Here is a 23,575-nt window from a genome sequence, read left to right as displayed (position 1 = left end):
CCGCATCTTGCAATCGCAGCATACTATGCCGCAACGCAGCATCCAATCTCGGCGTTCCCGCGCTGACGAAAAGGTGTATGGCGCCACAGTCGCGGCCCGCACCGCGATGCGCAAGCCTCGGGCTTCTTCGTTCTCCAAATACTCATGCAACCGCGCGAAAGGCGCGACGGATCAGTCCTCGGCCTGCGCCTCGGCCCGCGACTTGCCCGCCACATCCAGCGCCAGCGTGGCGGCCATGAAGGCATCCAGCGCCCCGTCCAGCACCCCTTGCGTGTCCGAGGTCTCGTGCCCGGTCCGCAAATCCTTCACCATCTGATAGGGATGCAGCACGTATGAGCGGATCTGGTTGCCCCAGCCGGCATCGCCCTTGGCCTCGTGCTGGGCGTTGATCGCGGCATTGCGCTTGTCCAGCTCCAGTTGATACAGCCGCGCCTTCAGCGCCGCCATGGCGTTGGCGCGGTTCTGGTGCTGCGACTTTTCCGAGCTGGTCACCACGATGCCGGTCGGCAGGTGGGTGATCCGCACCGCCGAATCGGTGGTGTTGACGTGCTGCCCGCCGGCGCCCGAGGAGCGATAGGTGTCGATCCTGATCTCGTTGTCGGGGATGGTGATCTCGATATTGTCGTCGACCACCGGATAGACCCAGACCGACGAAAACGAGGTATGCCGCCGCGCCGCCGAATCATAGGGCGAGATGCGCACCAGCCGATGCACGCCCGATTCCGATTTCAGCCAGCCATAGGCGTTCGGCCCGGAAATCTTGTAGGCGGCGGAACGGATGCCCGCCTCCTCGCCCGGCGTCTCGGACAGAAGCTCGACGCTATAGCCCTTCTTCTCGGCCCAGCGGACATACATCCGCGCCAGCATGCTGGCCCAGTCGGCGCTTTCCGTGCCGCCGGCGCCGGCATTGATCTCAAGGAAGGTGTCGTTGCCGTCGGCCTCGCCGTTCAGCAGCGCCTCCAGTTCCTTCTGGGCAGCCAGTTCCGCCAGCGACTTCAGCGCAGCCTCGGCATCGGCGACGATTTCGTCATCGCCCTCGGCCTCGCCCAGCTCGATCAGTTCGGCATTGTCCTTGAGCTCGCTCTCGATGCGGCGATAGGTCTCGACCGCGTCCGACAGCATCTGCCGGTCGCGCATCAGCTTCTGGGCGCGGGCCTGGTCGGACCAGATGTCGCCCGCCTCGATCATCGCATTCAGCTCTTCCAGCCGGTGCGGCGCGGTTTCCCAGTCCATGCGCTGGCCGAGCAGTTTCAGCGATTTGCGGATCGCCTCGATGGTGGCTTGGGTTTCGGCGCGCATGGGCACTCTCTGGGTTCGGATTTCGGATAGGGCAGGACAAATAACGCGGGCGGCGGGCGGCGGCAAGCACCCGCCCGGCAAAGCGGCCTCAATACAGCCCGCCCGAGGACAGGGTGCCGAAATCGGCCTTTTTCGGGATCACCCTCTTCTGGCCGGTCGAGGTGGTCACCGCCTGCCCGCCATCGCGTGCCTGCGTGAACAGCGGCAAGGTGCCCGGATCGGCGCGGCCGAAGCCGCCATCGACCAGCATCAGGCCGGTCAGGTTCTGACCATCGCGGAAATATTCGGCGATCACGTTGTCGCCCTTGGCATCCGGGCCAAGGATCGCGCCGCTGAAGCGGTCGATGTTGACGAAATGCCCGCCCGGCGGAACCTTGAAGACGGTGCCGCCGAATTCCTTGACAGCCTCTTGCATGAACTCGTTGAAGACGGGCACGCAAAGCGTGCCGCCATAGGCGTTGGCGCCCAGCGTGCGCGGCTGGTCATAGCCCAGGTAGCAGCCGGCGACGATGTTCGAGGTAAAGCCGATGAACCACACGTCCTTGGCGTCGTTGGTGGTGCCGGTCTTGCCGGCGACCGGCACCGGCAGGTTCACCCCACGCCCCGAGCCGCGCTTGACCACGCCCTCCAGCATCGAGGTCAGCTGATAGGCGGTGATCGCGTCCATCACCCGTTCGCGGTTCGAGCGGATCTCGGGCGCGGCGCCGGCGGGCAGCGTCGGCTGGCCGCAGGTCACGCATTCGCGGCGGTCGTGGCGATAGATGGTGCGGCCGCGGCGGTCCTGAACGCGGTCTACCAGCGTCGGCTCGACCCGCTCGCCGCCATTGGCGAACATGGCATAGGCCGCGACCATCTTGAACAGCGTCGTTTCCTGCGCACCGAGGCTGTTCGCCAGGAAATGGCCAAGGTGGTCGTAGACCCCGAATTTCTCGGCATATTTCGCCACCGTGTCCATGCCGATGCCTTGGGCGATGCGGATGGTCATCAGGTTCCGGGACTGCTCGATCCCGGTGCGCATGGGGGTCGGGCCATAGAACTTGCCGCTGGCGTTCTTGGGCGTCCACAGCCCCTGGGGCGTGTTCACGGTGATCGGCTCGTCCACCACGATGGTCGCCGGGTTGAAGCCCGAATCCAGCGCGGCGGCATAGACGAAGGGCTTGAAGCTGGAGCCCGGCTGGCGCTGCGCCTGCGTCGCCCGGTTGAAGACCGAGCTTTGATAGGAAAAGCCGCCCTGCATGGCGATGACCCGGCCGGTATTGACGTCCATGGCCATGAAACCGCCCTGCACCTCGGGCACCTGCCGCAGGGTCCAGCGGATGAAGCTGCCGTCGCTGTCGCTGGTCATGCGGCGCACCAGCACCACGTCGCCCAGCTCCAGCAGGTCCGAGGCCACCTTGGCCTTGGGCGCCAGCGTGCCGTCGGCGCGGCGTTTCCTTGCCCATTGCACGTCCTTGGCCGGGATGGTGGCGATGCCCTCCTGATCCTCGATGCCGATGGAGGCGTCGCCGCCCTCCAGCGACAGCACCACGGCCGGGAACCAGCCCTCGATGTCGCGCGGCACGCTGGCATCGGCAAGCGCGGCGCGCCATTCCTGCTCGCTGTCCAGTTGCTCGGCGGGGATCGTGACGCGGGTGCCGCGCCAGACGCCGCGGCCGCGGTCGTATTTCTCCAGCGCCTGTTGCAGCGCGTGCGCGGCGACCTTTTGCAGCTTGGGGTCGACGGTCGCCCGGATCGCCAAACCGCCGCCGAAGAATTCCTCGGCGCCGAACTGCGCCGAAAGCTGGCGGCGAATCTCGTCGGTGAAATAATCGCGCTGCGGCAACTGCTCGCGGAAGGCGGGGAAGTCGCCGTTCTGCACCGAACGCAACGGCTGCTGCGCCTCGGCTTCATAGGTCGCCTTGTCGATATAGCCGTTCTGCCACATCTCGCGCAGGACGTAGTCGCGCCGCTCGGTCAGGGCCTCCTTGGCGGTGACCGGGTGATAGCGGCTGGGCGCCTTGGGCATGGCGGCAAGCGTCGCGGCCTCATGCGGGGCCAGTTCGGTCAGCGGCTTGTTGAAATAGCTTTGCGCCGCCGCAGCCACGCCGAAGCTGTTCTGGCCCAGGAAGATCTCGTTGAGATAAAGTTCAAGGATCTGGTCCTTGCTGAGCGTCGCCTCCAGCCGCGTCGCCAGGATCAGTTCCTTGATCTTGCGCTCGACGCTGCGGTCGCTGGACAGCAGGAAGTTCTTCATCACCTGCTGGGTGATGGTCGAGGCGCCGCGCAGGTTGCGCCCGCCCGAGCTGATCGCATCCAGCACCGCCTTGCCCATGCCCATCGGGTCGAAGCCGTGATGGCTGTAGAAATGCTTGTCCTCGGCGCTGACGAAAGCCTGCTTCACCAGCGGCGGAATGTCGCCGATCGGCACGAAGATGCGGCGCTCCTCGGCGAATTCGTCGATCAGGCGCCCCTCGGCGGAATAGATCCGGCTGATGGTCTTGGGCGCGTATTGCGCCAGCTGCTCATGGCTGGGCAGGTCGCGCGAATACATCCAGAACACCGCGCCCACGGTCAGGGCGATGAAGAAGACCGCGGTCACGAGCCAGGAAAAGATCGCGCCGATGAAGGACAGCAGGAAACGCAGCAATGGGCAAGCCTCTGGGGATAACCTGCGTCTCTATAGACAGCGTCGCCGCGCCCGTCAAAGCAACCTTGCGCTACTTGCGCAGCAAGGCGGCGCGGGCGGCGTCGTCCTGCGCCCAATGTCCGATCGCCTGCGCCAGCGCCTGCGCGGTGCGCGCCCGCCAATCCGGGTCGAACAGGTTGGCCCGGTCGCCCGGATCGGTCATGAAGCCCAGTTCGACCAGCACCGAGGGAATGTCGGGCGATTTCAGCACCGAGAATGCCGCGCCGCGCACCGGCCTGCGATGCATGGCGATGCCTGCGCGGTTCAGTTCCGAAACCGCGAACTTGGCAAAGGCTTCCGAGCGCGGATGCGTCTCGGTCCGCGCCAGATCCATCAGCACGTCGGCCAGCTGGTCGTCGGTGCCCGACAGGTCCAGCCCGGCCAGAAGGTCGGCGCGGTCGTGGCGCATGGCCAGTTCGCGCGTGGCGCGGTCGTCGGCCTGCTGGTTCCAGACATAGATCGACAGGCCCGCCGCCTCGCCCGCCGGCAGCGCATCGGCATGCAGCGAGATGAACAGGTCGGCCTGCGCCGCACGGGCGATGGTCATGCGCCGCTCCAGCGGGATGAAGCTGTCGTCCTTGCGGGTTGCCACGACCTCGAAACCGGCGCGGGTCAGGATCTCGGTCAGTTCGCGGGCAAAGCCCAGCATCAGCGCGGCTTCGCTGATCGCGCCGACCTGGGCGCCCGGGTCATGGCCGCCATGGCCCGGGTCCAGCGCGACGCGCAAGGGCCGCGCGCCCGCACGGCGCGGCGGCAATGGGGCGACGGCCGCCGGCGACGGCAGGTCCCACAGCGCCGAGAGCGCATTGCCCCGGGTAGCGAAATCCTTCTGATCGACCGGCTCGATGCGCAGCTTGACCAGCGCTCCCTGCGCCCCGCCCTCGGCCGGGCTTTGCACCGCCAGGCGCAGCGCATAGGGGCCGGGCAGTTCCATCACCAGGCGCGACCAGCCGGGCCGGAACCGGCCCCAGCGCAGCGCCGGCACCAGTTCGCGCCCCGGCAGCGCATCGGCATCGGCGCCCGAAAAGTCGATCTCGCGGAAATCGACCACCAGTCGCGGCGGCCCGTCGAGGAAATAGACCCGGTAAGGCACCGGCTGGCTGATCGTCAGCCGCAATTCCATCGGCCGCGGCCTGCCCCGGTCGCGCCCCTCGGCCATGAGCGAGGACTCCGCCAGGTCGACCGTCGCAAGCGCCGAGCGCGCGCGGTCATCGGCCAGCACCGGCAGCGCAAGCCAGACCAGCAGCAGGGCGCAAAGCCATCTCATCGCGCCGCCATGAAGGCCGCGAGCCTGTCCAGCCCCTCGGCGATCTCGGCCGTCGATGCGGCATAGCTGAAACGCAGCGTCCGGGCGCCGCGACGGGGGTCGAAATCCAGCCCCGGCGTCACCGCCACGCCGGCCTTTTCAAGGATCTCCGCGGCAAGGCCCAGGCTGTCCGTCGTCAGGTCCGACACATCGGCATAGATGTAGAAGGCGCCCTCGGGCGGCGCGATGCGGTCGAATCCCATCTGCGGCAGGCGTTCCAGCATCAGGCGGCGGTTCTCGGCATAGACGGCCAGGTTCGCCTCGGCCTCGTCCACGCAATCCAGCGCCGCCAGCGCCGCGACCTGGCTGGCATGGGGCGGGCAGATGAACATGTTCTGCGCGATGCGCTCGACGGTGCGGATCATGCTGTCCGGCACCACCATCCAGCCGACCCGCCAGCCGGTCATGCTGAAATATTTCGAGAAGCTGTTGATGACGAAGACCTTGTCCGTCACCTCCAGCGCGGAATGGAAGCCGGCGCCGTAATCCAGCCCGTGATAGATCTCGTCCGAGATCACCGCCATGCCCAGTTCCGCCGCCCGCGCGCATAGCACCGCCAGTTCCTCGCGCCGCAGCACCGTGCCCGACGGGTTGCCGGGCGAGGCAAGGATCAGCCCCTGCGCATCGGCCGGAAGATCCCCGGGGCGCGGCTGATAGCGATCCACGGCCCGGGTCGGGATGCCGACCGGCGTGAGCGACATGGCGCGCAGGATCTGGCGATAGCTGGGATAGCCCGGCTCGCCCAGTGCCACCCGCTCGCCCGCGTCGAAGAGCGCCGAGAAGGCCAGGATGAAGGCACCCGAGGAGCCCGGCGTCACCACGACGCGGCGCGGATCGAGGTCGAGCCCATACCAGCGCTTGTAAAGCCCGGCGATGCCCCGGCGCAGTTCCGGCAGGCCAAGCGCGACCGTATAGCCCAAGGGCCGGTCCAGCGCCGCGGCCAGCGCCCGGCACGCGCCCTGGGGGGCCGGGGTCGAGGGCTGGCCGACCTCCATGTGGATGATGCGGCGGCCCTCGGCCTCGGCCTTGCGGGCGGCCTCCATCACATCCATGACGATGAAGGGGTCGACCTGCCCGCGGCGGGATTGTCTCATATCTGCCAGCCTCATGGTTTTGGCCGGGTATCAGGCCTGCGGGCGGCCCGGTCAAGCCCGCGTGAAACCGGGGCGGATCGCTTGCAACGCAGCCCCGAACGGGCCAAGTTGCCGGCAACTGGAAAGGATCCTTGGATGAAAGCCCTTTTGACCGCCGCCCTGCTGACGGCGACCGCCCTGCCCGCCATGGCCTTCGACCCGGCCAACATGACCGAGGCCGAGAAGGCCGCCTTCGGCGAGGCGGTGCGCGACTACCTGATGGCCAATCCCGACGTGCTGATCGAATCGATCAACGTGCTGGAGGAACGCCGCCTTGCCGACGAGGCCAGGAACGACGAACTGCTGGTCGAAAACAGCAAGGCCGCCATTTTCGACGACGGGCACAGCTGGGTCGGCGGCAACCCGCAGGGCGACGTGACGCTGGTCGAGTTCATCGATTACCGCTGCGGCGTCTGCAAGCGGGTCAGCCCGGACGTGGAGAAGCTGATCTCGGCCGATGGCAATATCCGCTGGATCCTGAAGGAATTCCCGATCCTGACCCAGGAAAGCGACATGGCCGCCCGCTTTGCCGTCGCGGTGCAGCAGGAAGCCGGCCCCGACGCCTACAAGAAGGCGCATGACGCGCTGATGGAATCGCGCGGGCCGGTCAACCTGGAAAGCCTGACCAAGCTTGCCGGCGAGTTGGGCGTCGAGGCGCAGGCGGTCATCAACCGGATGAACACCGAGGACGTCTCGGCCGTGCTGCGCAAGAACCACCAGCTGGCCGAGCAGATGCGGATCATGGGCACGCCCACCTTCATCATCGAGGGCGAGATGCTGCGCGGCATGCCCGCCGAGGGGCTGGAGGGCACCGTCGCCCGGGCACGCGAGGCCAAGGCCGAGGGCTGAAGCCGCACCGCCGGCGCGCGTTGCGCGGGTGGAATGAGTATTTGCAGAACGAAGAAGCAGCAGGGGCGGCGCTTGGGCCGCCCTTTCGCTTATTCGGCAGCGGCGGATTGCGCGGCCTCGATCTCGGCGGCGCGTTTCTCGACCAGTTCGACGATATGGTCGACCATCTGGGCGTTCGTCATCTTGTGGTTCTGCTTGCCGGCCAGATAGACCATGCCCGACCCCGCCCCGCCGCCGGTGAAGCCGATATCGGTCATCAGCGCCTCGCCCGGGCCGTTCACCACGCAGCCGATGATCGACAGGCTCATCGGTGTCTTGATATGCTCGAGGCGCTTCTCCAGGATCTCGACCGTCTTGATCACGTCGAAACCCTGCCGCGCGCAGCTTGGGCACGAGATGATCTGCACGCCGCGGGTGCGCAGGCCCAGCGATTTCAGGATCTCGAAGCCGACCTTGACCTCTTCGACCGGATCGGCGGAAAGGCTGACGCGGATCGTGTCGCCGATGCCCATCCACAGAAGGTTGCCAAGCCCGATGGCGGATTTCACCGTGCCGGCCGTCAGCCCGCCCGCCTCGGTGATGCCCAGATGGATCGGGGCGTCGGTGGCGTCGGCCAGCTGCTGATAGGCGGCGGCGGCAAGGAAGACGTCGCTGGCCTTCACGCTGATCTTGAATTCGTGGAAATCGTTGTCCTGCAGGATGCGGATATGGTCGAGGCCGGATTCCACCATCGCATCCGGGCAGGGCTCGCCGTATTTCTCCAGCAGGTGCTTTTCCAGGCTGCCGGCATTCACGCCGATGCGGATCGAGCAGCCGTGGTCGCGCGCGGCCTTGATCACCTCGCGCACCCGGGTCGCATCGCCGATATTGCCGGGATTGATGCGCAGGCAGGCGGCGCCGGCCTCGGCGGCCTCGATGGCACGCTTGTAGTGGAAATGGATGTCGGCCACGATGGGCACCGGGCTTTCGCGGCAGATCTCGCGCAGCGCACGGGTCGAATCCTGGTCCGGGGTCGAGACGCGGACGATATCGGCACCCACATCGGCGGCACGGATGATCTGGTCCAGCGTCGCGCGCACGTCCGACGTGTCGGTGTTGGTCATGGTCTGCACGCTGATCGGTGCATCGCCCCCAACCGGCACGTTGCCGACCATGATCCGGCGCGAGTTGCGCCGATCGATATTGCGCCAGGGGCGGATCGGATTGTGCGACATGGCTGGGGCCTTTTCCTGCGCCAGGGACGGGATTCACCTGTCACAGATAGGCTGATGCGGCCGGACGGGCAAGCCATCCGGCCCCCGCCCGACGATGCGATGCCGCATCCGTGACCTGCGGTCGGGTCAATCCTGCACGGGCACCTGTTCCGCCTGGCCTGCCGACGCGAAGGACACCATCTCGGCCAGTTGCGGGTCCTTGGCCAGGTCGGCAAAGGCGAATTTCGCGGTCAGCGCATTGGGCGAAAGCTCGACATTCTTGACCACCTTGGCACCGGGCGCGGCCGGACCGTAGGTGCGGCCGTTCACCGCGAAATAGATCGCGCCCGAATTGCCCGCACGCAGCACCGGCGGCGCTTCAAGCTTGGGCAGGGCGAAACGCTCGCCGGCGTCCATGGTCTTTTCCAACAGCACCGTGCCATCGGCCGAGGTGACGCGCACCCAGGCCGGGCGGGCGGCCAGGATCTCGACCTCGGGCGCATCGGGGGCCACGGTGCGTACGGCGGCCTGCTCGGCCGGCATTTGCGGGCCATGGACCCGGTCCTGGACTGCGGCGATGCGGGCCACCGGTTCGGCGCCTTCGGGTTGCATGGCCGGCGCATTCAGACCCGGGTCGATGGCGGCGATGGGTCCGTCGCGGGCCATCAGCACCGGCACCTCCAGCGCCTGCGGGCGATAGGTGCGGTCCAGCCCCTCGGGGCGCGGCAGGTTGACCTGGGCCGATTCCACGGTTTCGGGCTCGGCGGCCTCCTGCACCGGATCGAGCGCGGCGATCACGCCGGGCGCCTGGTCGCCGGGGGTCAGGTTGACCTTCTGCACCTCTTGCAGAACGGTCCAGCCGCCATAACCCAGCCCGCAGGCCAGCACGACCATGACCAGCAGCGAGCCGATGGCCCGCGGCTCGATCGAGTTCCAGACGCTTTCCTGCCGGGGCAGGAAGATCGGATGCGGATTGGCCAGCGCCTCGGCCGGGTCCGAGGGCCGGCGCTGCGGCTTCGGCCCCGCGGCGGAAGGCGCCATGCCATGCGTCGGCTGGAAGCCCGATTCCTGGCAGAAACGACGGAAGGTCCAGTCGGCATCCATGCCCAGATAGCGCGCATAGGAGCGGACATAGCCCGCGATGAAGCTGGGCGTGTCGAAGGCGGAGATGTCGCAATTCTCGATGGCAGCGACATAGGAGGCACGAATGCGCAATTCGCGCTGGACATCCAGCAGCGACTTGCCCAACGTGGCCCGTTCGCCCCGCATCAGGTCGCCAAGACGAATATCAGGATCGTCGAAACCGGGCGGCAATGCCGCCGGCTCCTCATGGCCATTGGACGGGGGATTCCCCCTTAGCCCGATCATTGCGCCTGCCCCATTCTTTGCTGTTCGCCCTCCCCGAATCGGAAGACTCTCACAACTTGATTAAAGCAAGGTTATCACGGGCGCGAGAGGTCTTCACCCCGAAACCGCTTCAGGCAGCCGAAGTTGAACGGTTCAGTTTGCACTGCGACCACAGGCTGTCCATGGCCTTCACCAGATGGTCGATCTGCTTGGGATCATGCACCGGAGAGGGCGTGAAACGCAGACGTTCGGTCCCGCGCGGCACGGTCGGGAAGTTGATCGGCTGCACATAGATGCCGAAATCGGCCAGCAGCATGTCCGACAGCGCCTTGCAATGCACCGGGTTGCCGACATGCACCGGCACGATATGGCTGCCATGGTCCATGATCGGCATGCCGAGGCCGCGCAGCCGCATCTTCAGGATGCGGGCGTTCAGCTGCTGTTGGTCGCGCAGCAACTGCCCCTCGGCCGTCTTGAGGAAGGCGATCGAGGCCGCCGCGCCCGCCGCCACCGCCGGGGGCAGCGAGGTGGTGAAGATGAACCCGGGCGCATAGGAGCGGATCGCATCCACCATCCTGGCCGAAGCGGCGATATAGCCGCCGAAGACGCCGAACGCCTTGCCCAGTGTGCCGTTGAAGATGTCGATGCGATGGCTCAGCCCGTCGCGCTCGGCCACGCCACCGCCGCGCGGACCATACATGCCAACGGCATGCACCTCGTCCAGATAGGTCAGCGCGTTGAATTCGTCCGCAAGGTCGCAGATCGCCTTGATCGGGCCGAAATCGCCGTCCATCGAATAGATGGATTCAAAGGCGATCAGCTTCGGCGCCTCGGGATCGTCGGCCGCCAGCAACTCGCGCAGATGCGCCACGTCGTTGTGGCGGAAGATGCGCTTGGCGCCGTCGAACCGCTTGATCCCCTCGATCATCGAGGCGTGGTTCAACTCGTCCGAATAGATGATGAGGCCGGGAAACAGCTTGCGCAGGGTCGAGAGCGTCGCGTCGTTGGCGATATAGGCGCTGGAAAAGACCAGCGCGGCCTCTTTCCCGTGCAGGTCGGACAGCTCGGCTTCCAGCCGCTTGTGATAGACCGTGGTGCCCGAGATGTTGCGCGTCCCGCCCGAACCCGCGCCGGTGGCGTCCAGCGCCTCATGCATCGCCGCCAGCACGACGGGATGCTGGCCCATGCCCAGGTAGTCGTTGCCGCACCACACGGTGATCCGGGTTTCGGTCCCGTCCGGCCGCGTCCAGACCGCCTGCGGATAGGCCCCCTTGCGGCGCTCGATGTCGATGAAGGTCCGGTAGCGCCCCTCTTCGTGCAGCTTGCCGATGGCCTGATCGAGGGCAGCTGAATAGTCCATTACGGATCCCTTGCCTTGCTTGAACTTGCTCGCTTGGGGGATCATGCTGCGATCCCGCGGGTCACACCTTGATACGCATCAAGCCAGAGAAAATACAGCGTAAAAATGTCGCACTCAAACCAAGATGGCAGGGGTTTTCTCTGAGGAAATCAATCAGGAAAGGCGAAGGATGACGGATCATTCCAGAATTGGCGAAGTGCTTTCAACGCTGGACGAAGAATTGCCCCGGGCGCTCGACCGGCTCGTGGAATTTCTTCGCATTCCCTCGATCTCGACGGACCCGGCCTACAAGGGCGAGGTGCGGCGGGCGGCGGAATGGCTGTGTGCCGAACTGACCTCGCTGGGCTTCGAGGCCGGACTGCGCGACACGCCCGGCCACCCCATGGTCGTCGCCCATTCGCCGAAGGGAACGCGCCGCCCGCTGCTGTTCTACGGCCATTACGACGTGCAGCCGGTCGATCCGCTGGACCTGTGGGAGCGCCCGCCCTTCGAGCCGCAGATCGAGGACACGCCCCAGGGCAAGGTGATCCGCGGCCGCGGCGCCTCGGACGACAAGGGCCAGCTGATGACCTTCGTCGAGGCGTTCCGCGCCTGGAAGGCGGTGCATGGCAGCCTGCCCTCGGACCTGGTGCTGCTGTTCGAGGGCGAGGAGGAATCCGGCTCGCCCAGCCTGCGCCCCTTCCTGCGCGAAAATGCCGAGGAGTTGCGCGCCGGCGTGGCGATGATCTGCGACACCGGGCTTTATGCCGACGGCCGGCCGGCCATCACCACCCAGCTGCGCGGGCTTTACGGGGACGAGATCGTGCTGCGCGCCGCCGATCGCGACCTGCATTCGGGCAGTTTCGGCGGGCTGGCGGCGAACCCGATCCAGGTCCTCGTCGATGCGCTCTCGACCATCAAGGACGCCACCGGCCGCGTCACCCTGCCCGGCTTCTACGACGGGGTCGAGGAACTGTCCGGGGAACTCCGCGCCGACTGGGATGCGCTCGGCTTCGATCCGGGCGAGTTCCTGTCGCGGGTCGGGCTGAAGCATCCCATCGGCGAACAGGGCCGCACCGGGCTGGAGATGGTCTGGAACCGCCCCACCTTCGAGATCAACGGCATCACCGGCGGTTATACCGGCGATGGCTTCAAGACCGTGCTGCCGGCCGAGGCTCGTGCCAAGGTCAGCTTCCGCCTGACCGGCGCCCAGGACCCCGAGCGCATCCGCGAAGCCTTCCGCGCCCATATCCGCGCCCATGTGCCCGCGGACTGCACGGTGGAATTCCACGGCCACGGCGCAAGCCCGGCCAGCCGCATGGACATCTCGGACCCGGCCTTCACGGCGGCCAAGGCGGCGCTGAGCCAGGAATGGGGACGCGAGGCCGCCTATATCGGCGCCGGCGGCTCGATCCCCATCGCCGGGGATTTCAAGGAGATCCTGGGCATGGATTCCATGCTGATCGGCTTTGCCCGCGACGACGACCGCATCCACTCGCCGAACGAGAAATACGACCTCGACAGCTTCGCCAAGGGGGCGCGAAGCTGGGCGCGCATCCTGGCGGCCCTGGGCTGAGATGCGGCGGGGCGGTCGCCGCGGCCGCCCCGGCACCCTGGCAGGAGCGCCCGCAATCCCGATCCTTGCCTTGCACGCGTGACCCAGATCAATTCATGCAGCACGGAGCCGTGCTAGCGCACTTGCAGCATTGAGGAGATCTGCACCCGATGACCATCATCGCATTCGTCTCGGCGGTTCTGGCCCTGCTTCTGGCTCCGGGGCCGACGAATACGCTGATGGGGATCGCCGGGGCGGAGCGCGGTCTCGCCCGGGTCATGCGCCTGCTGCCTGCGGAACTGGCGGGTTATCTGACGACCGTCCTGCCGCTGGCCCTGCTGGGCGCGCAGCTTCTTGAACGCTCGCCGACCTTCGCCACCGCCCTGAAACTGGCGGCAGCCGTCTGGATCATGATCCTCGCCACTTCCCTGTGGCGGTCGCGAAACGGCGAAGGGGAAGGCCGGGGGGTCAGTGCCCGCCGGATCTATGTGACCACCGTGCTGAATCCCAAGGCGCTGATCTTCGGCCTCGTCCTGCTGCCCGCGCCGCAGGATCCGGCTTTCGCAGCCCGGCTGGGGCTGTTCTGCCTGATGGTGACGGGCGCCGCGCTGGTCTGGGGCGGCGCGGGGGCGTTGACGCAGGTGGGCAAGGGCGGCCAGGGGCGGCGGCAGGGCATCCAGCGGCTTGCCTCGATCTGGCTCGCCTTCGTTTCGATTTCGCTGGTTTTCGGCGTCATGCGCGCCTGATGGCGGCAAGCCAGCCCAAGCGTTCGCCCGGCAGTTCCCGAACCCTCCGCATGTGCATCGCGCGGCAGGCTCATCGTGCCGTGGCATGACATGAAAAGGGCGCCCGAAGGCGCCCGATCATCGCGACTGCCGGCCCCTTATGCGGCGCGCGCGGTCAGCACGGTTTCGACCCTCTTCTGAGCGCCCGCCTCGTCCATGCCGGAAACGGCGGCCACTTCGCGGGTCAGGCGGTCCAGCGCAGCCTCGTAAAGCTGGCGCTCGGAATAGGACTGCTCGCGCTGGTCGTCGTTGCGGTGCAGGTCGCGCACCACCTCGGCAATCGACATCAGGTCGCCCGAGTTGATCTTTTGCTCATATTCCTGGGCGCGGCGCGACCACATCGCACGCTTGACCCGGGCCTTGCCCTTCAGCGTGTCCAGCGCCCGCTCGACCAGGTCGGGGGTCGAAAGACCGCGCATGCCGATCTCGGTCGCCCGCGCGGTCGGCACGCGCAGGGTCATCTTGTCCTTTTCGAACGAAATGACGAACATTTCGAGGCGCAGCCCCGCGACCTCTTGCTCTTCGATCGAAACGATGCGACCCACGCCATGGGTCGGATAGACGACGAAGTCATCGGGACGGAATTCGGTCTTCTTGGCTTTCGACATTGGGCATCCTTCGCAGTTGCGCCGCCGCGCGACACAAAAGCCCCCAAGGCGGGACGATCCCCCCTTACGGGCCACATTGTTGTTCTTGCACTACTGACCGGGCAGGCGATCATGACAGGCAGCAGCGCCGCTCAGGCCACGAAAGCGGCCCGACCGGCGCGAGATAGCTGCACCATAGCACAAAAATCGCCCCGGTTCAAAGCCTCGCTGCAAAGCGGCACCGGCCCTGCCTGATGATGGAAAATCGTTTAAAATCAGCACTACGCTACCGATTCACCGACAGAGCCGATGCGTGGCACGGGACGAATCAACCGCTCCCCGCCACAACCGCGATTTACCGATTCCCGGCTTTTCCCGCCAGAATGATCCCAGACAAAAGCACCATATGATGCGCGATCAGCACAGTCGTTAGCTTTGTGAACAAGCTTTCGGACCCAAACGGGACCGCCGGTCTCAATCCCCCTCGCCCGGAGCTTCCGAGAAGTATTTCTCCAGCTTGCCGGGCGCGCCGTCCATCTCCTGATAGCCGGGCATCGGATCCTTCTTGCGGGTGATCACCGGCCAGGATTCGGCATATTTGCGGTTGAACTCGACCCACTTGTCCATGTCGGGCTCGGTATCGGGACGAATCGCGTCGGCCGGGCATTCCGGTTCGCAGACGCCGCAATCGATGCATTCGTCGGGATGGATGACCAGCGTGTTCTCGCCTTCATAGAAACAGTCCACGGGACACACCTCGACACAGTCGGTGTATTTGCACATGATGCAGTTTTCAGTGACGACATAGGTCATGGCGCGATATTCCTGTTTCCTGATCGGCTAGTTACGCCCGCGACCGCCATCAATCAAGGCCACCACCGGCGAAAAGACGAGGATAGGGCCGCGGCATGGCCGGCACGGGATGGCGTTCTGTCGCAGGGGCGCGGGGCGGAACCCGGTTCCTTGCCCCCGCGCCTAGAGTTCCTCGTAAAGCGTCGCCGCCTCGCTGGCCGGGCCGCGCCGCTCGCCCAATAGCCGGACCCGCAGCACCCGCACCCGGCCATGGGCCGATACGGTGACAGTATCGCCGCCCCTGACCGCCTGCGCCGGCTTGCTGCAAGGCTGCCCGTTCACCCGGATGCCCCCGGCACCGATCGCGTCGGCGGCCAGGGTGCGGGTCTTGAACAGCCGCGCGTGATGCAGCCAGCGGTCGAGCCGGATCGCCCCGGCCGCCTCCTGGCTCACGACTTGTTCTTGAGCGCGGCGAGGATGGCGAAGGGGCTGTCGGGATCGGCCTGCTTCTCGGCCCGCGGCGGGCGGGCCTCGAAACTCTTGGGACCGTCATGGCGCGGCTTGCCCTTGGGCTTGCCTTTCGGGCCGCGCTCGCCACGCTGCTCGTCGCGACGCTTGCCCTCGAAGGGCTTGCCCTCGCGCCTGTTCTCCTGCCCGGCCTTTTCCGATCCCGCCTCGCGCTCGCGGCGCGGGCCGCGCTCGCCCTGGGGACGCGGCTGGCCTTGGCCGTGACGCTCGCCCCGCTCGGGCCGGCGATGGCCGCCCCGCGGGCGCGGCGCCCAGGTGAAGGTATAGAACAGCTCCATCTCGGCCGCGGCAGGCTCGGCAGCCTCGTCGCCGGTTCCGGCCGCAGCCTCGGCTTCCGCCTCCGCGGCCTTGCGGGCGGCCTGCTCGGCCTCCCACTTGGCCCGGGTTTCAGCGGCAAGCACGCTTTCCTCCTCGGTCAGCGGATGCTCGTGATCGGCCTCTTCCGGCGCGGGCTCGGCGACGGGCGCCGCCTCTGCGCGGACCTTGGCACGCTCGCCCTTTTCGGCGCGGTAGCCCAGACCTTGCATCAGGCCCGCGAACTGCTCCAGCGTCATGCCGGTGATCGACAGCATGTCGGGCGTCGCCTCGAAACCGCCACGGCTGTCCTGGCTGCGCAGCATGTCGGCCAGCCGCTCCAGCATGTCGATGCGGATCGCCCGCTCGCCCGCCGGGTGATAGCCCGAAAGCGTATAATAGCCCTTTGGCACGTCCGGCAGGTTGGGGATCGTCACCAGCCCGGGGGGCGGGCTTTCGGGGAACTCGGACAGGCCCTGGTCCAGACCCCAGAGCACCAGCCGCAGCCGGGTCGGCGCCGGCTTCAAGAGCGCCGGCTGGAAAATGGTGAACTGGCCGAAGCGCACGCCATGCTTGCGCAAGAGGCCGCGCGCATCCTGATCCAGTTCCTTGACCTCGGTGGCCACGCCCTCGCGCGGCAGCACGCCGAAGGATTCGAGCAGGCGAAAGGCGAAACCGCGGGCCAGCCCGGCCAGCGTCTCGTCGTTCTTCAGCGCCAGCAGCGGCTCGAACAGGGTGGCGATCTTGCGGTCGACGAAATGCTGGAGGCGGCGGCGCACCTTCTCGGCGATCTCGGGCCCGGCCTCTTCGTCGACGAAGGGCTCGACGCCGGGCTTCAGCGCCTCGCCGCCCTTGACCAGCTTGCCCACCGCCGAACTGCCCCACATCAGGCCGCCCTGTTCGGTGAAGTCCAGCTCGGTATCCGGCGCGTTGTAGAAGCGGTCGGCGCGCAGATGGAATTCGGGGCGCAGCGCCTCATAGGCGGCGCGCTGCAGCATGCGCGCCTCGTCCCCGGTTGCGCTCGGATCGGCGTGGAAGCGGAAGCCCTCCAGACGACCGGCGAACTCGCCCTCGACCGTCACTTCGCCCTTGTCATTCACCTCGGCCAAAAGGCTCTCCTTCTGTTTGAGCCGGCGCAGCAGCACGGAAGTGCGCCGGTCCACGAATCTTTGCGTCAGAGCCGCGTGCAACGCGTCCGACAACCGATCTTCTACCGCGCGCGTCTCCGCACGCCAATGGCTTTCGTCCGAAACCCAGCCGGATCGTTGGGCAACATAGGTCCAGGTCCGTATATATGCCAATCGTTTCGACAATGTGTCGATGTCGCCTTGCGTTTTATCAATCCGGGCGATCTGCCCCGCCAGCCAGTCCCGGGGCACGCCGCCCTCGCGCAGAAAGCCGAATATCCGCGCCAGAAGCGTCGCATGCTCGACCGGAGAGATACCGCGGAAATCCGGGATCCGGCAGACATCCCACAAAAGCCGCACGTCGCGGGGGTGCGACATGCTGTCGCGGATCTCGGGCATGGCGGACAGCGCCTTGAGCGCGCGCATGTCGTCCGCCTCGCGCCCGCGCGCCAGCCATTCCGATTGCGGCTGGGTCTCCAGGCTTTGCAGCAGCCGCTCGACCGTGCCGAATTCCAGCGCGCCGTTGCGCCACATCAGCCGGCTGATGGGCTGGAAGCGGTGGTTCTCGATGGCCTCGATCAGTCCCTCCTCCAGCGGGCCGGCATCGCCGGTGACGCCGAACGTGCCCGGCTCGGTATGCCGCCCGGCCCGCCCGGCGATCTGGCCCAGCTCATGGGGGAACAGCGGGCGATAGCGGCGGCCGTCAAACTTCTCGGTGGCGGAAAAGGCGACATGGCGGATGTCGAGGTTCAGCCCCATCCCGATCGCATCGGTGGCGACCAGGTAATCCACCTCGCCCTGCTGATACATGGCGACCTGCGCGTTGCGGGTGCGCGGGCTCAGCGCGCCCATCACCACCGCGCAGCCGCCCTTCTGGCGGCGGATCAGCTCGGCCGTGGCATAGACCTCCTCGACCGAAAAGCAGACGATGGCCGAGCGCGGCGGCATGCGGCTGATCTTTTTCGAGCCCGCCCATGACAGCGTGGAAAACCTTTCGCGCCGCATGAACTGCACTTGAGGCACCAGCGCGGCGATGGCGGGACGCATGGTGTCGCTGCCCAGCAGCAGGGTTTCGTGCAGGCCCCGCATGTTCAGCAGCCGGTCGGTGAAGACATGGCCGCGCTCGGGGTCGGCGCAAAGCTGGATCTCGTCTATGGCGACGAAATCGGCGCCGACCTCGGGCATGGCCTCGGTGGTGGCGACCCAGTATTGCACCCGCTCGGGCACGATCCGCTCCTCGCCGGTGACCAGCGCCACGACCGAGGGGCCGCGCGCCTTGACGATGCGGTCGTAGACCTCGCGCGCAAGCAGGCGCAACGGCAGGCCGATGACCCCCGTGCGATGCGCCAGCATCCGGTCGATGGCGTAATGCGTCTTGCCGGTATTGGTCGGGCCGAGAACGGCCGTGACCCGCGATCTGTCCTGCATCTCAGGCGTCCGTGCCCTGCAATTTCTGTTCCAGGCGCCGGACGGCGTCCTGCGCCTCTTGCTGGTGGGGGTGGATCTTCAGGCTCTGACGAAACGCCTCCAGCGCGTTCCTGTCGTCGCCCAGCTCCTCCAGCATCGTGCCAAGCTGGGTCAGGGCGCCGAAATGGCGCAGCTCCAGCCGCAGCACCTCGCCCAGATCGGCGATGGCCGGACCCAGGTCCCCGTCCAGGTAAAAGGCGACCGAGCGCAGATACCAGCCCGCCGCGAAATCCGGCGCGTGATCGGTCAGCGCGGTCAGGTGGCCGAGGGCGGTAACGGTGTCGCCCGCGTCCAGCGCCGCCTCGCCGCGCTTGTAGAGCAGGTCCATCGCCGCCGAGCCGGAACGCGACCAGATGCGCAGGATGTCGGTTTCGGCCCGCGCCCAGGTCTCGCCGCCCGGCTGGGCCAGTTCCGCGAACAGCAGGTCCAGATCCTCGCGCTCGCGCAGCCTTGCCTCGGCGGTCGGCTCGGACGGCGCGGCAGGTTCGGAAAGCGGGCTTTCCGGCGCCGCATCGCCGCCGTCCTCGGGCGGGCCTTCCTGCGGCGCCTCGTCCTGAACCGGGATCGCGGGGGCCGGAATCATCTCTGCCTGGGCCGCCGCAGGCCCGGCATGGCAGGCACCGGCACCCGCCAGCCCCAGGAAAAGCGCTGCCGTGACGGCATGATGGAAATGTGGGACTGGCAAAAGCATACTCACCATGTAACTTTCCCAATCGTCTAATTCCAGACACGAGAACAGGAGATCGAGAATGAGCAAAGTGGTCGAGGCAGCCGTGGCCGCACTGGACGAGAAGGCCAAGGGCTTCGACGGCACCGCCAAATTCGTCATCGAGGGCGAGGGGTCGGTCTATATCGACGCCGATGGCGCCCGCGCCGCCGACGACGAAGCCGAGGTGACGCTGACCGCCAGCCGCGAGACCTTCGAGGGCCTGCTGTCGGGCGACGTGAACCCGACCACCGCCTTCATGACCGGCAAGCTGCGGGTCGACGGCTCGATGGGCATGGCGATGAAGCTGGGGGCGCTGCTCTCGTAAGCGATGAAGCCCGCACCCTTCAACACGCTGCCCGGCGATCCGCTCCCCTTGGCCCGCGCCTTCTGGCTGCGGGCCGAGGACGGGGTGCGGCTCCGGGCGGCGCATTGGGCGGCGGGCGGCGCCTCGGGGACGGTGCTGCTGTTTCCGGGCCGCACGGAATATCTAGAGAAATACAACGACATCGCGGCAGAATTGAATGCCGCCGGGCTGGACGTGCTGGCACCGGACTGGCGCGGCCAGGGCATGTCCGACCGATTGCAGGACAATACCCGCCCCGGCCATGTCGGCGATTTCGCCGATTACCAGCGCGACGTGGTCGAACTGGTCGTCGCCGCGCAGGAACTGGACCTGCCCCGGCCCTGGCATCTTCTGGCGCATTCCATGGGCGGCGCCATCGGCCTTGCGGCGCTGGATGCCGGGCTGCCGGTGGAAAGCGTGGTCTTCTCGGCGCCGATGTGGGGCATCGACCTGCGCCGCGTGCCGGAAGCCGTCGCCATGGCCGTCGCCCGGCTTGGCATCCGGCTGGGCCGGAGCGGCCATCCCGCTCCCGGCTCGGGGGGCGAGGAAAGCTTCGTGCTGCTGGACCCTTTCCACGACAACCTGCTGACCGGGGACGGCCGGCGCTGGGGCCGGCTGGTGGCCGAGGCCGCCACCTGGCCCGATATCGCGGTCGGCGGCGCCAGCTACGGCTGGCTGCGCGCGGCGCTTCTGGAATGCCGCCGCCTCGCCGCCCTGCCCTCGCCGGCACTGCCGGCGCTGATCGCGCTTGGCGATCGCGAGCGGATCGTCTCGCCCCATGCCATCCGCACCCGCGTCGCCGCCTGGCCCGGCGCCACCATGCTGGACTTGCCCGATTGCCGGCATGAGCCGATGATGGAGCGCGACCCCGTCCGCAGCCGCTTTCTTGAAGCCGCCCTCGCCCATTTCGAGTCCGCCGCGGCGGGCTGAACCGGCCCGCAACCGGAAACCGGCCCATCGGATGCCTTGCAGCCCGGCGGTTCAGAGGTCACATGTTGACCATACGAAAGGACCGATCATGACGATTTCTGCCCGCAGCCCCCTGGACCGCACCCTCCACCGCATGCTGCCGCGTGACGAGAACGCCCTGCCCGTCGCAGCCGAGGCCCCCGATCTGGGCGCGCTGCCGGAATGGGACCTGAGCGACCTTTACCCCGCCCCCGATTCGCCCGAGCTGACCCGCGACCTCGAAGCGGTGGAACAGGCATGCTGCGAATTCGCCCGCAACTACGAGGGCAAGCTGGCCTCGCTGGACGCCGGCAAGATGCTGGACTGCATCGAACGCTATCAGCAGATCGACATCCTGGCCGGGCGGATCATGTCCTATGCCGGGCTGCGCTATTACCAGAACACCACCGATTCGGCCCGCGCCAAGCAGATGGGCGACCTTCAGGACCGCATCACCACGGCGACCACCAAGCTCGTGTTCTTCAGCCTGGAGTTCAACCGCATCCCCGATGCCCGCTATGAGGAAGTCTTTGCCGCACCGAACGGCCCGGCCCGCTACAAGCCGGTCTTCGACCGCATGCGCGCCATGCGCCCCTATCAGCTCTCGAACGAGCTGGAGCGCTTCCTGCACGACAACTCGGTGGTCGGTGCCGCTGCCTGGAACCGGCTTTTCGACGAAACCACGGCGGGCCTGACCTTCGACGTGGCAGGCGAGGAACTGGGGCTGGAAGCCACGCTGAACCTGCTGACGGACCACGACCGCGCCCGGCGCGAGGCCGGCGCCCGTGCGCTGGTCGAGGTCTTTGGCAAGAACGTCAAGCTTTTCGCCCGCATCCACAACACGCTGGCCAAGGAAAAGTCCATCGAGGACAAGTGGCGCAAGATGCCGACGCCGCAGACCGCGCGGCACCTGTCGAACCATGTCGAGCCCGAGGTGGTCGAGGCACTGCGCAACGCCGTCACCGCCGCCTATCCGCGCCTGTCGCATCGCTATTACCGGCTGAAGGCGAAATGGCTGGGGCTCGACAAGCTGCAGGTCTGGGACCGCAACGCGCCGCTGCCGACCGAAAGCCCGCGGCTGATCGCCTGGCCCGAGGCGCAGGCGACGGTGCTGGATGCCTATGCCGGCTTTTCACCGAAGCTGGCCGAACTGGCGCAGCCCTTCTTCGAGCGCGGCTGGATCGATGCGGCGGTGAAACCCGGCAAGGCGCCGGGTGCCTTTGCCCATCCGACCGTGACCACCGTCCACCCCTATGTGCTGCTGAACTATCTCGGCAAGCCGCGCGACGTGATGACGCTGGCGCATGAGCTGGGCCACGGCGTCCACCAAAGCCTGGCGGCGGCACAGGGCGAGTTGCTGGCCGCGACGCCGCTGACGCTGGCCGAGACCGCCTCGGTCTTCGGCGAGATGCTGACCTTCCGCGCGCTGCTGGCCAAGACCACCGACAAAACCCAGCGCAAGGCGCTGCTGGCCGGCAAGGTCGAGGACATGATCAACACGGTCGTGCGCCAGATCGCCTTCTACGATTTCGAATGCAAGCTGCACGCCGCCCGCGCCAAGGGCGAGTTGACGCCCGAGGACATCAATGCGCTGTGGATGTCGGTGCAGGCGGAATCGCTGGGCGATGCCTTCGAGTTCATGCCGGGCTACGAGACCTTCTGGACCTATGTGCCGCATTTCGTGCATTCGCCCTTTTATGTCTATGCCTATGCCTTCGGCGACGGGCTGGTGAACGCGCTTTACGCCGCCTACGAGGACGGGCTGCCCGATTTCCAGGCGAAATATTTCGACATGCTGGCGGCGGGCGGCTCGCGGCACCACAAGGAACTGCTGGCGCCCTTCGGCCTCGACGCCTCGGACCCGGCGTTCTGGGACAAGGGCCTGTCGATGATCGAAGGCTTCATCGACGAGCTCGAGGCCATGGAGGGGTGAACCGCCGCTTGCCCCGGGGGCGCCTTGCCCCCGGGTCCGCCTGGCCTATCCCATTGTTCTTGCGTGCCCGTATTCCCCAAGGGACAGGCGCATTCCCCCTTCTCCTCCGCCCCGTCGGGGCAGTTTTCCGTCGCCCGGGGCGCATCACTGCCCTATGCTGCCGGAAAACGGGAAAGGGGACGGCATGATCCGCATGATCCGGCGCATCATCCTTTGGCTTCTGGCGCTGGCGGTGCTGGCCGCGGCCGTGGTGGCGATCTGGGGACCGGGCTTCGTCGAGCGGCGGCTGAACCCGGTCACCATGCCGGCCGAGGGATGGCCCGTTTCGCCCCAGGCCGAGGCGCTGCATCAGCGGCTGGTGATCGGCGACTGGCATTCCGACGCGCTGCTTTGGGACCGCGACCTGCTCAAGCATGCCGACCGCGGCCATACCGACATCCCCCGGCTGGCACAGGGAAATGTCGCGGTGCAGGTCTTCACCACCGTCACCAAAAGCCCGCGCGGCCAGAATTACGGCCAGAACTCCGCCGAGGCGCCGGACAATATCACCCCGCTTTTCATCGGCCAGCTGCGCCCGCTGCCAAGCTGGTTCAGCCTCAAGGAGCGCGCGCTGGTGCAGGCCGCCGCACTGCGCCGCGCCGCCGAACGCGCACCCGACCAGGTGATGCTGATCCGTTCGGCCGAGGATCTGCAAACCTTGCTCGAGGCGCGGCAGAACGGCGCAAGCACGGTCGGCGCCATCCTCGGCGCTGAGGGGGCGCATCCGCTGGAGGGGCAGATCGGCAATCTCCAGGTGCTTTACGGCGCCGGTTTCCGCCTGCTGGGCCTGACCCATTTCTTCGACAACGAGTTGGGCGGCAGCCTGCATGGCGAGGGCGGCAGCGGCGCCGGGCTCAGCCCCTTCGGCCGGCAGGTGGTCGAGGAGATGATGGCCCGTCGCATGGTCATCGACCTGGCCCATGCCAGCCCGCAGATGGTGCGCGACGTGCTGGCCATTCCGGGCACCCGGCCGATCCTGTCCCATACCGGCATCCACGGCCAATGCCCCAGCCCGCGCAACCTGGACGATGCGCTGCTGAAGGCCATCGCCGACAAGGGCGGGCTGATCGGCATCGGCTATTGGGCCGACGTGGTCTGCGGCAAGACCCCGGCCGACATCGCCCGCAGCATCCAGGCAGCCATCGCGCTGGTGGGCGAGGATCACGTCTCGCTGGGCTCGGATTACGACGGCTCGGTCGATGCACCCTTCGACGCGGCGCATCTGGCGGCTCTGACCCAGGCGCTGATGGATGCCGGCCTTGGCGACGAGCAGATCGCCAAGGTCATGGGCGGCAACATGATGCGCTATCTTGCCCAGATGCTTTGAGCGTGCCTAA

General features: G+C 67.2%; 19 protein-coding genes. 7 read left to right on the top strand and 12 right to left on the bottom strand.

Going from position 1 to position 23,575, the window contains the following annotated elements; all coding sequences use genetic code 11:
* Positions 1–171: 171 nt before the first annotated feature.
* The 4 genes from prfB to BLT64_RS04495 all read right to left on the bottom strand — a co-directional run bounded on the left by prfB (position 172) and on the right by BLT64_RS04495 (position 6,364).
* Positions 172–1,299 carry a peptide chain release factor 2 gene (gene prfB, locus BLT64_RS04510; protein ID WP_041529891.1) on the bottom strand — a complete coding sequence of 376 codons (1,128 nt, stop codon included), beginning with the start codon at positions 1,297–1,299 and terminating at the stop codon, positions 172–174.
* Positions 1,300–1,387: 88 nt separating this feature from the next.
* Positions 1,388–3,925, bottom strand: coding sequence for a penicillin-binding protein 1A (locus tag BLT64_RS04505; RefSeq protein WP_011748110.1), 2,538 nt, complete (start codon positions 3,923–3,925; stop codon positions 1,388–1,390).
* A gap of 70 nt (positions 3,926–3,995) precedes the next feature.
* Positions 3,996–5,231, bottom strand: coding sequence for an N-acetylmuramoyl-L-alanine amidase (locus BLT64_RS04500; protein ID WP_011748111.1), 1,236 nt, complete (start codon positions 5,229–5,231; stop codon positions 3,996–3,998).
* Complete coding sequence (locus BLT64_RS04495; protein ID WP_011748112.1) at positions 5,228–6,364, bottom strand: pyridoxal phosphate-dependent aminotransferase; 1,137 nt, start codon at positions 6,362–6,364, stop codon at positions 5,228–5,230. Before BLT64_RS04495 ends, BLT64_RS04500 begins: the two co-directional genes overlap by 4 nt.
* A gap of 135 nt (positions 6,365–6,499) precedes the next feature.
* Between BLT64_RS04495 and BLT64_RS04490 the strand changes: the two genes are divergently transcribed.
* Positions 6,500–7,252 carry a DsbA family protein gene (locus BLT64_RS04490; RefSeq protein WP_011748113.1) on the top strand — a complete coding sequence of 251 codons (753 nt, stop codon included), beginning with the start codon at positions 6,500–6,502 and terminating at the stop codon, positions 7,250–7,252.
* 89 nt (positions 7,253–7,341) lie between these two features.
* On the opposite strand, the gene ispG is transcribed toward BLT64_RS04490, so the two are convergent.
* The 3 genes from ispG to hemA all read right to left on the bottom strand — a co-directional run bounded on the left by ispG (position 7,342) and on the right by hemA (position 11,152).
* The gene (gene ispG / locus BLT64_RS04485; protein ID WP_011748114.1) at positions 7,342–8,466 is read right to left on the bottom strand and encodes a flavodoxin-dependent (E)-4-hydroxy-3-methylbut-2-enyl-diphosphate synthase; all 1,125 of its coding nucleotides are present in this window, start codon (positions 8,464–8,466) and stop codon (positions 7,342–7,344) included.
* A gap of 126 nt (positions 8,467–8,592) precedes the next feature.
* Positions 8,593–9,813, bottom strand: a complete 1,221-nt coding sequence (locus BLT64_RS04480) for a helix-turn-helix domain-containing protein (protein ID WP_011748115.1) — start codon at positions 9,811–9,813, stop codon at positions 8,593–8,595.
* A 109-nt stretch (positions 9,814–9,922) separates the two neighbouring features.
* The gene (hemA, locus tag BLT64_RS04475) at positions 9,923–11,152 is read right to left on the bottom strand and encodes a 5-aminolevulinate synthase (protein ID WP_041529892.1); all 1,230 of its coding nucleotides are present in this window, start codon (positions 11,150–11,152) and stop codon (positions 9,923–9,925) included.
* Positions 11,153–11,321: 169 nt separating this feature from the next.
* Between hemA and BLT64_RS04470 the strand changes: the two genes are divergently transcribed.
* Together BLT64_RS04470 and BLT64_RS04465 are read left to right on the top strand one after the other, a co-directional pair.
* Positions 11,322–12,707, top strand: coding sequence for a dipeptidase (locus BLT64_RS04470; RefSeq protein ID WP_011748117.1), 1,386 nt, complete (start codon positions 11,322–11,324; stop codon positions 12,705–12,707).
* A 149-nt stretch (positions 12,708–12,856) separates the two neighbouring features.
* Entirely contained in the window at positions 12,857–13,432 is a 576-nt protein-coding gene (locus BLT64_RS04465; protein WP_011748118.1) for a LysE family translocator, read from the top strand.
* Between the two features lie 137 nt (positions 13,433–13,569).
* Here BLT64_RS04465 and BLT64_RS04460 read toward each other — a convergent pair whose 3' ends face one another.
* The 5 genes from BLT64_RS04460 to BLT64_RS04440 all read right to left on the bottom strand — a co-directional run bounded on the left by BLT64_RS04460 (position 13,570) and on the right by BLT64_RS04440 (position 18,966).
* Positions 13,570–14,079, bottom strand: coding sequence for a CarD family transcriptional regulator (locus BLT64_RS04460; RefSeq protein WP_011748119.1), 510 nt, complete (start codon positions 14,077–14,079; stop codon positions 13,570–13,572).
* A gap of 453 nt (positions 14,080–14,532) precedes the next feature.
* Positions 14,533–14,871, bottom strand: a complete 339-nt coding sequence (gene fdxA, locus BLT64_RS04455) for a ferredoxin FdxA (RefSeq protein WP_011748120.1) — start codon at positions 14,869–14,871, stop codon at positions 14,533–14,535.
* 162 nt (positions 14,872–15,033) lie between these two features.
* Complete coding sequence (locus BLT64_RS04450; RefSeq protein WP_011748121.1) at positions 15,034–15,303, bottom strand: RNA-binding S4 domain-containing protein; 270 nt, start codon at positions 15,301–15,303, stop codon at positions 15,034–15,036.
* On the bottom strand, positions 15,300–18,227 hold the full coding sequence (locus BLT64_RS04445) for a helicase-related protein (RefSeq protein ID WP_011748122.1): 2,928 nt from the start codon (positions 18,225–18,227) through the stop codon (positions 15,300–15,302). Before BLT64_RS04445 ends, BLT64_RS04450 begins: the two co-directional genes overlap by 4 nt.
* Before the next feature lies 1 nt (position 18,228).
* Positions 18,229–18,966 carry a tetratricopeptide repeat protein gene (locus BLT64_RS04440; RefSeq protein ID WP_011748123.1) on the bottom strand — a complete coding sequence of 246 codons (738 nt, stop codon included), beginning with the start codon at positions 18,964–18,966 and terminating at the stop codon, positions 18,229–18,231.
* A 49-nt stretch (positions 18,967–19,015) separates the two neighbouring features.
* Here BLT64_RS04440 and BLT64_RS04435 point away from each other — a divergent pair, with 49 nt between their 5' ends.
* From BLT64_RS04435 to BLT64_RS04420, 4 genes are all read left to right on the top strand, one after another.
* Positions 19,016–19,300, top strand: coding sequence for an SCP2 sterol-binding domain-containing protein (locus BLT64_RS04435; protein ID WP_011748124.1), 285 nt, complete (start codon positions 19,016–19,018; stop codon positions 19,298–19,300).
* 3 nt (positions 19,301–19,303) lie between these two features.
* A complete protein-coding gene (locus BLT64_RS04430; protein WP_011748125.1) occupies positions 19,304–20,248 on the top strand; it encodes an alpha/beta hydrolase in 945 nt (314 codons plus the stop codon).
* Between the two features lie 133 nt (positions 20,249–20,381).
* Positions 20,382–22,199, top strand: coding sequence for a M3 family oligoendopeptidase (locus BLT64_RS04425; protein WP_049792319.1), 1,818 nt, complete (start codon positions 20,382–20,384; stop codon positions 22,197–22,199).
* Between the two features lie 184 nt (positions 22,200–22,383).
* Positions 22,384–23,565 (top strand): dipeptidase, encoded by a 1,182-nt coding sequence (locus BLT64_RS04420; protein WP_011748127.1) that lies wholly within the window; start codon positions 22,384–22,386, stop codon positions 23,563–23,565.
* The last annotated feature ends 10 nt before the right edge of the window (positions 23,566–23,575 follow it).

This window comes from Paracoccus denitrificans, from assembly GCF_900100045.1.
GTDB classification, from domain to species: Bacteria; Pseudomonadota; Alphaproteobacteria; order Rhodobacterales; family Rhodobacteraceae; genus Paracoccus; species Paracoccus denitrificans.
This window is presented reverse-complemented; position numbering and strand designations above follow the sequence as displayed.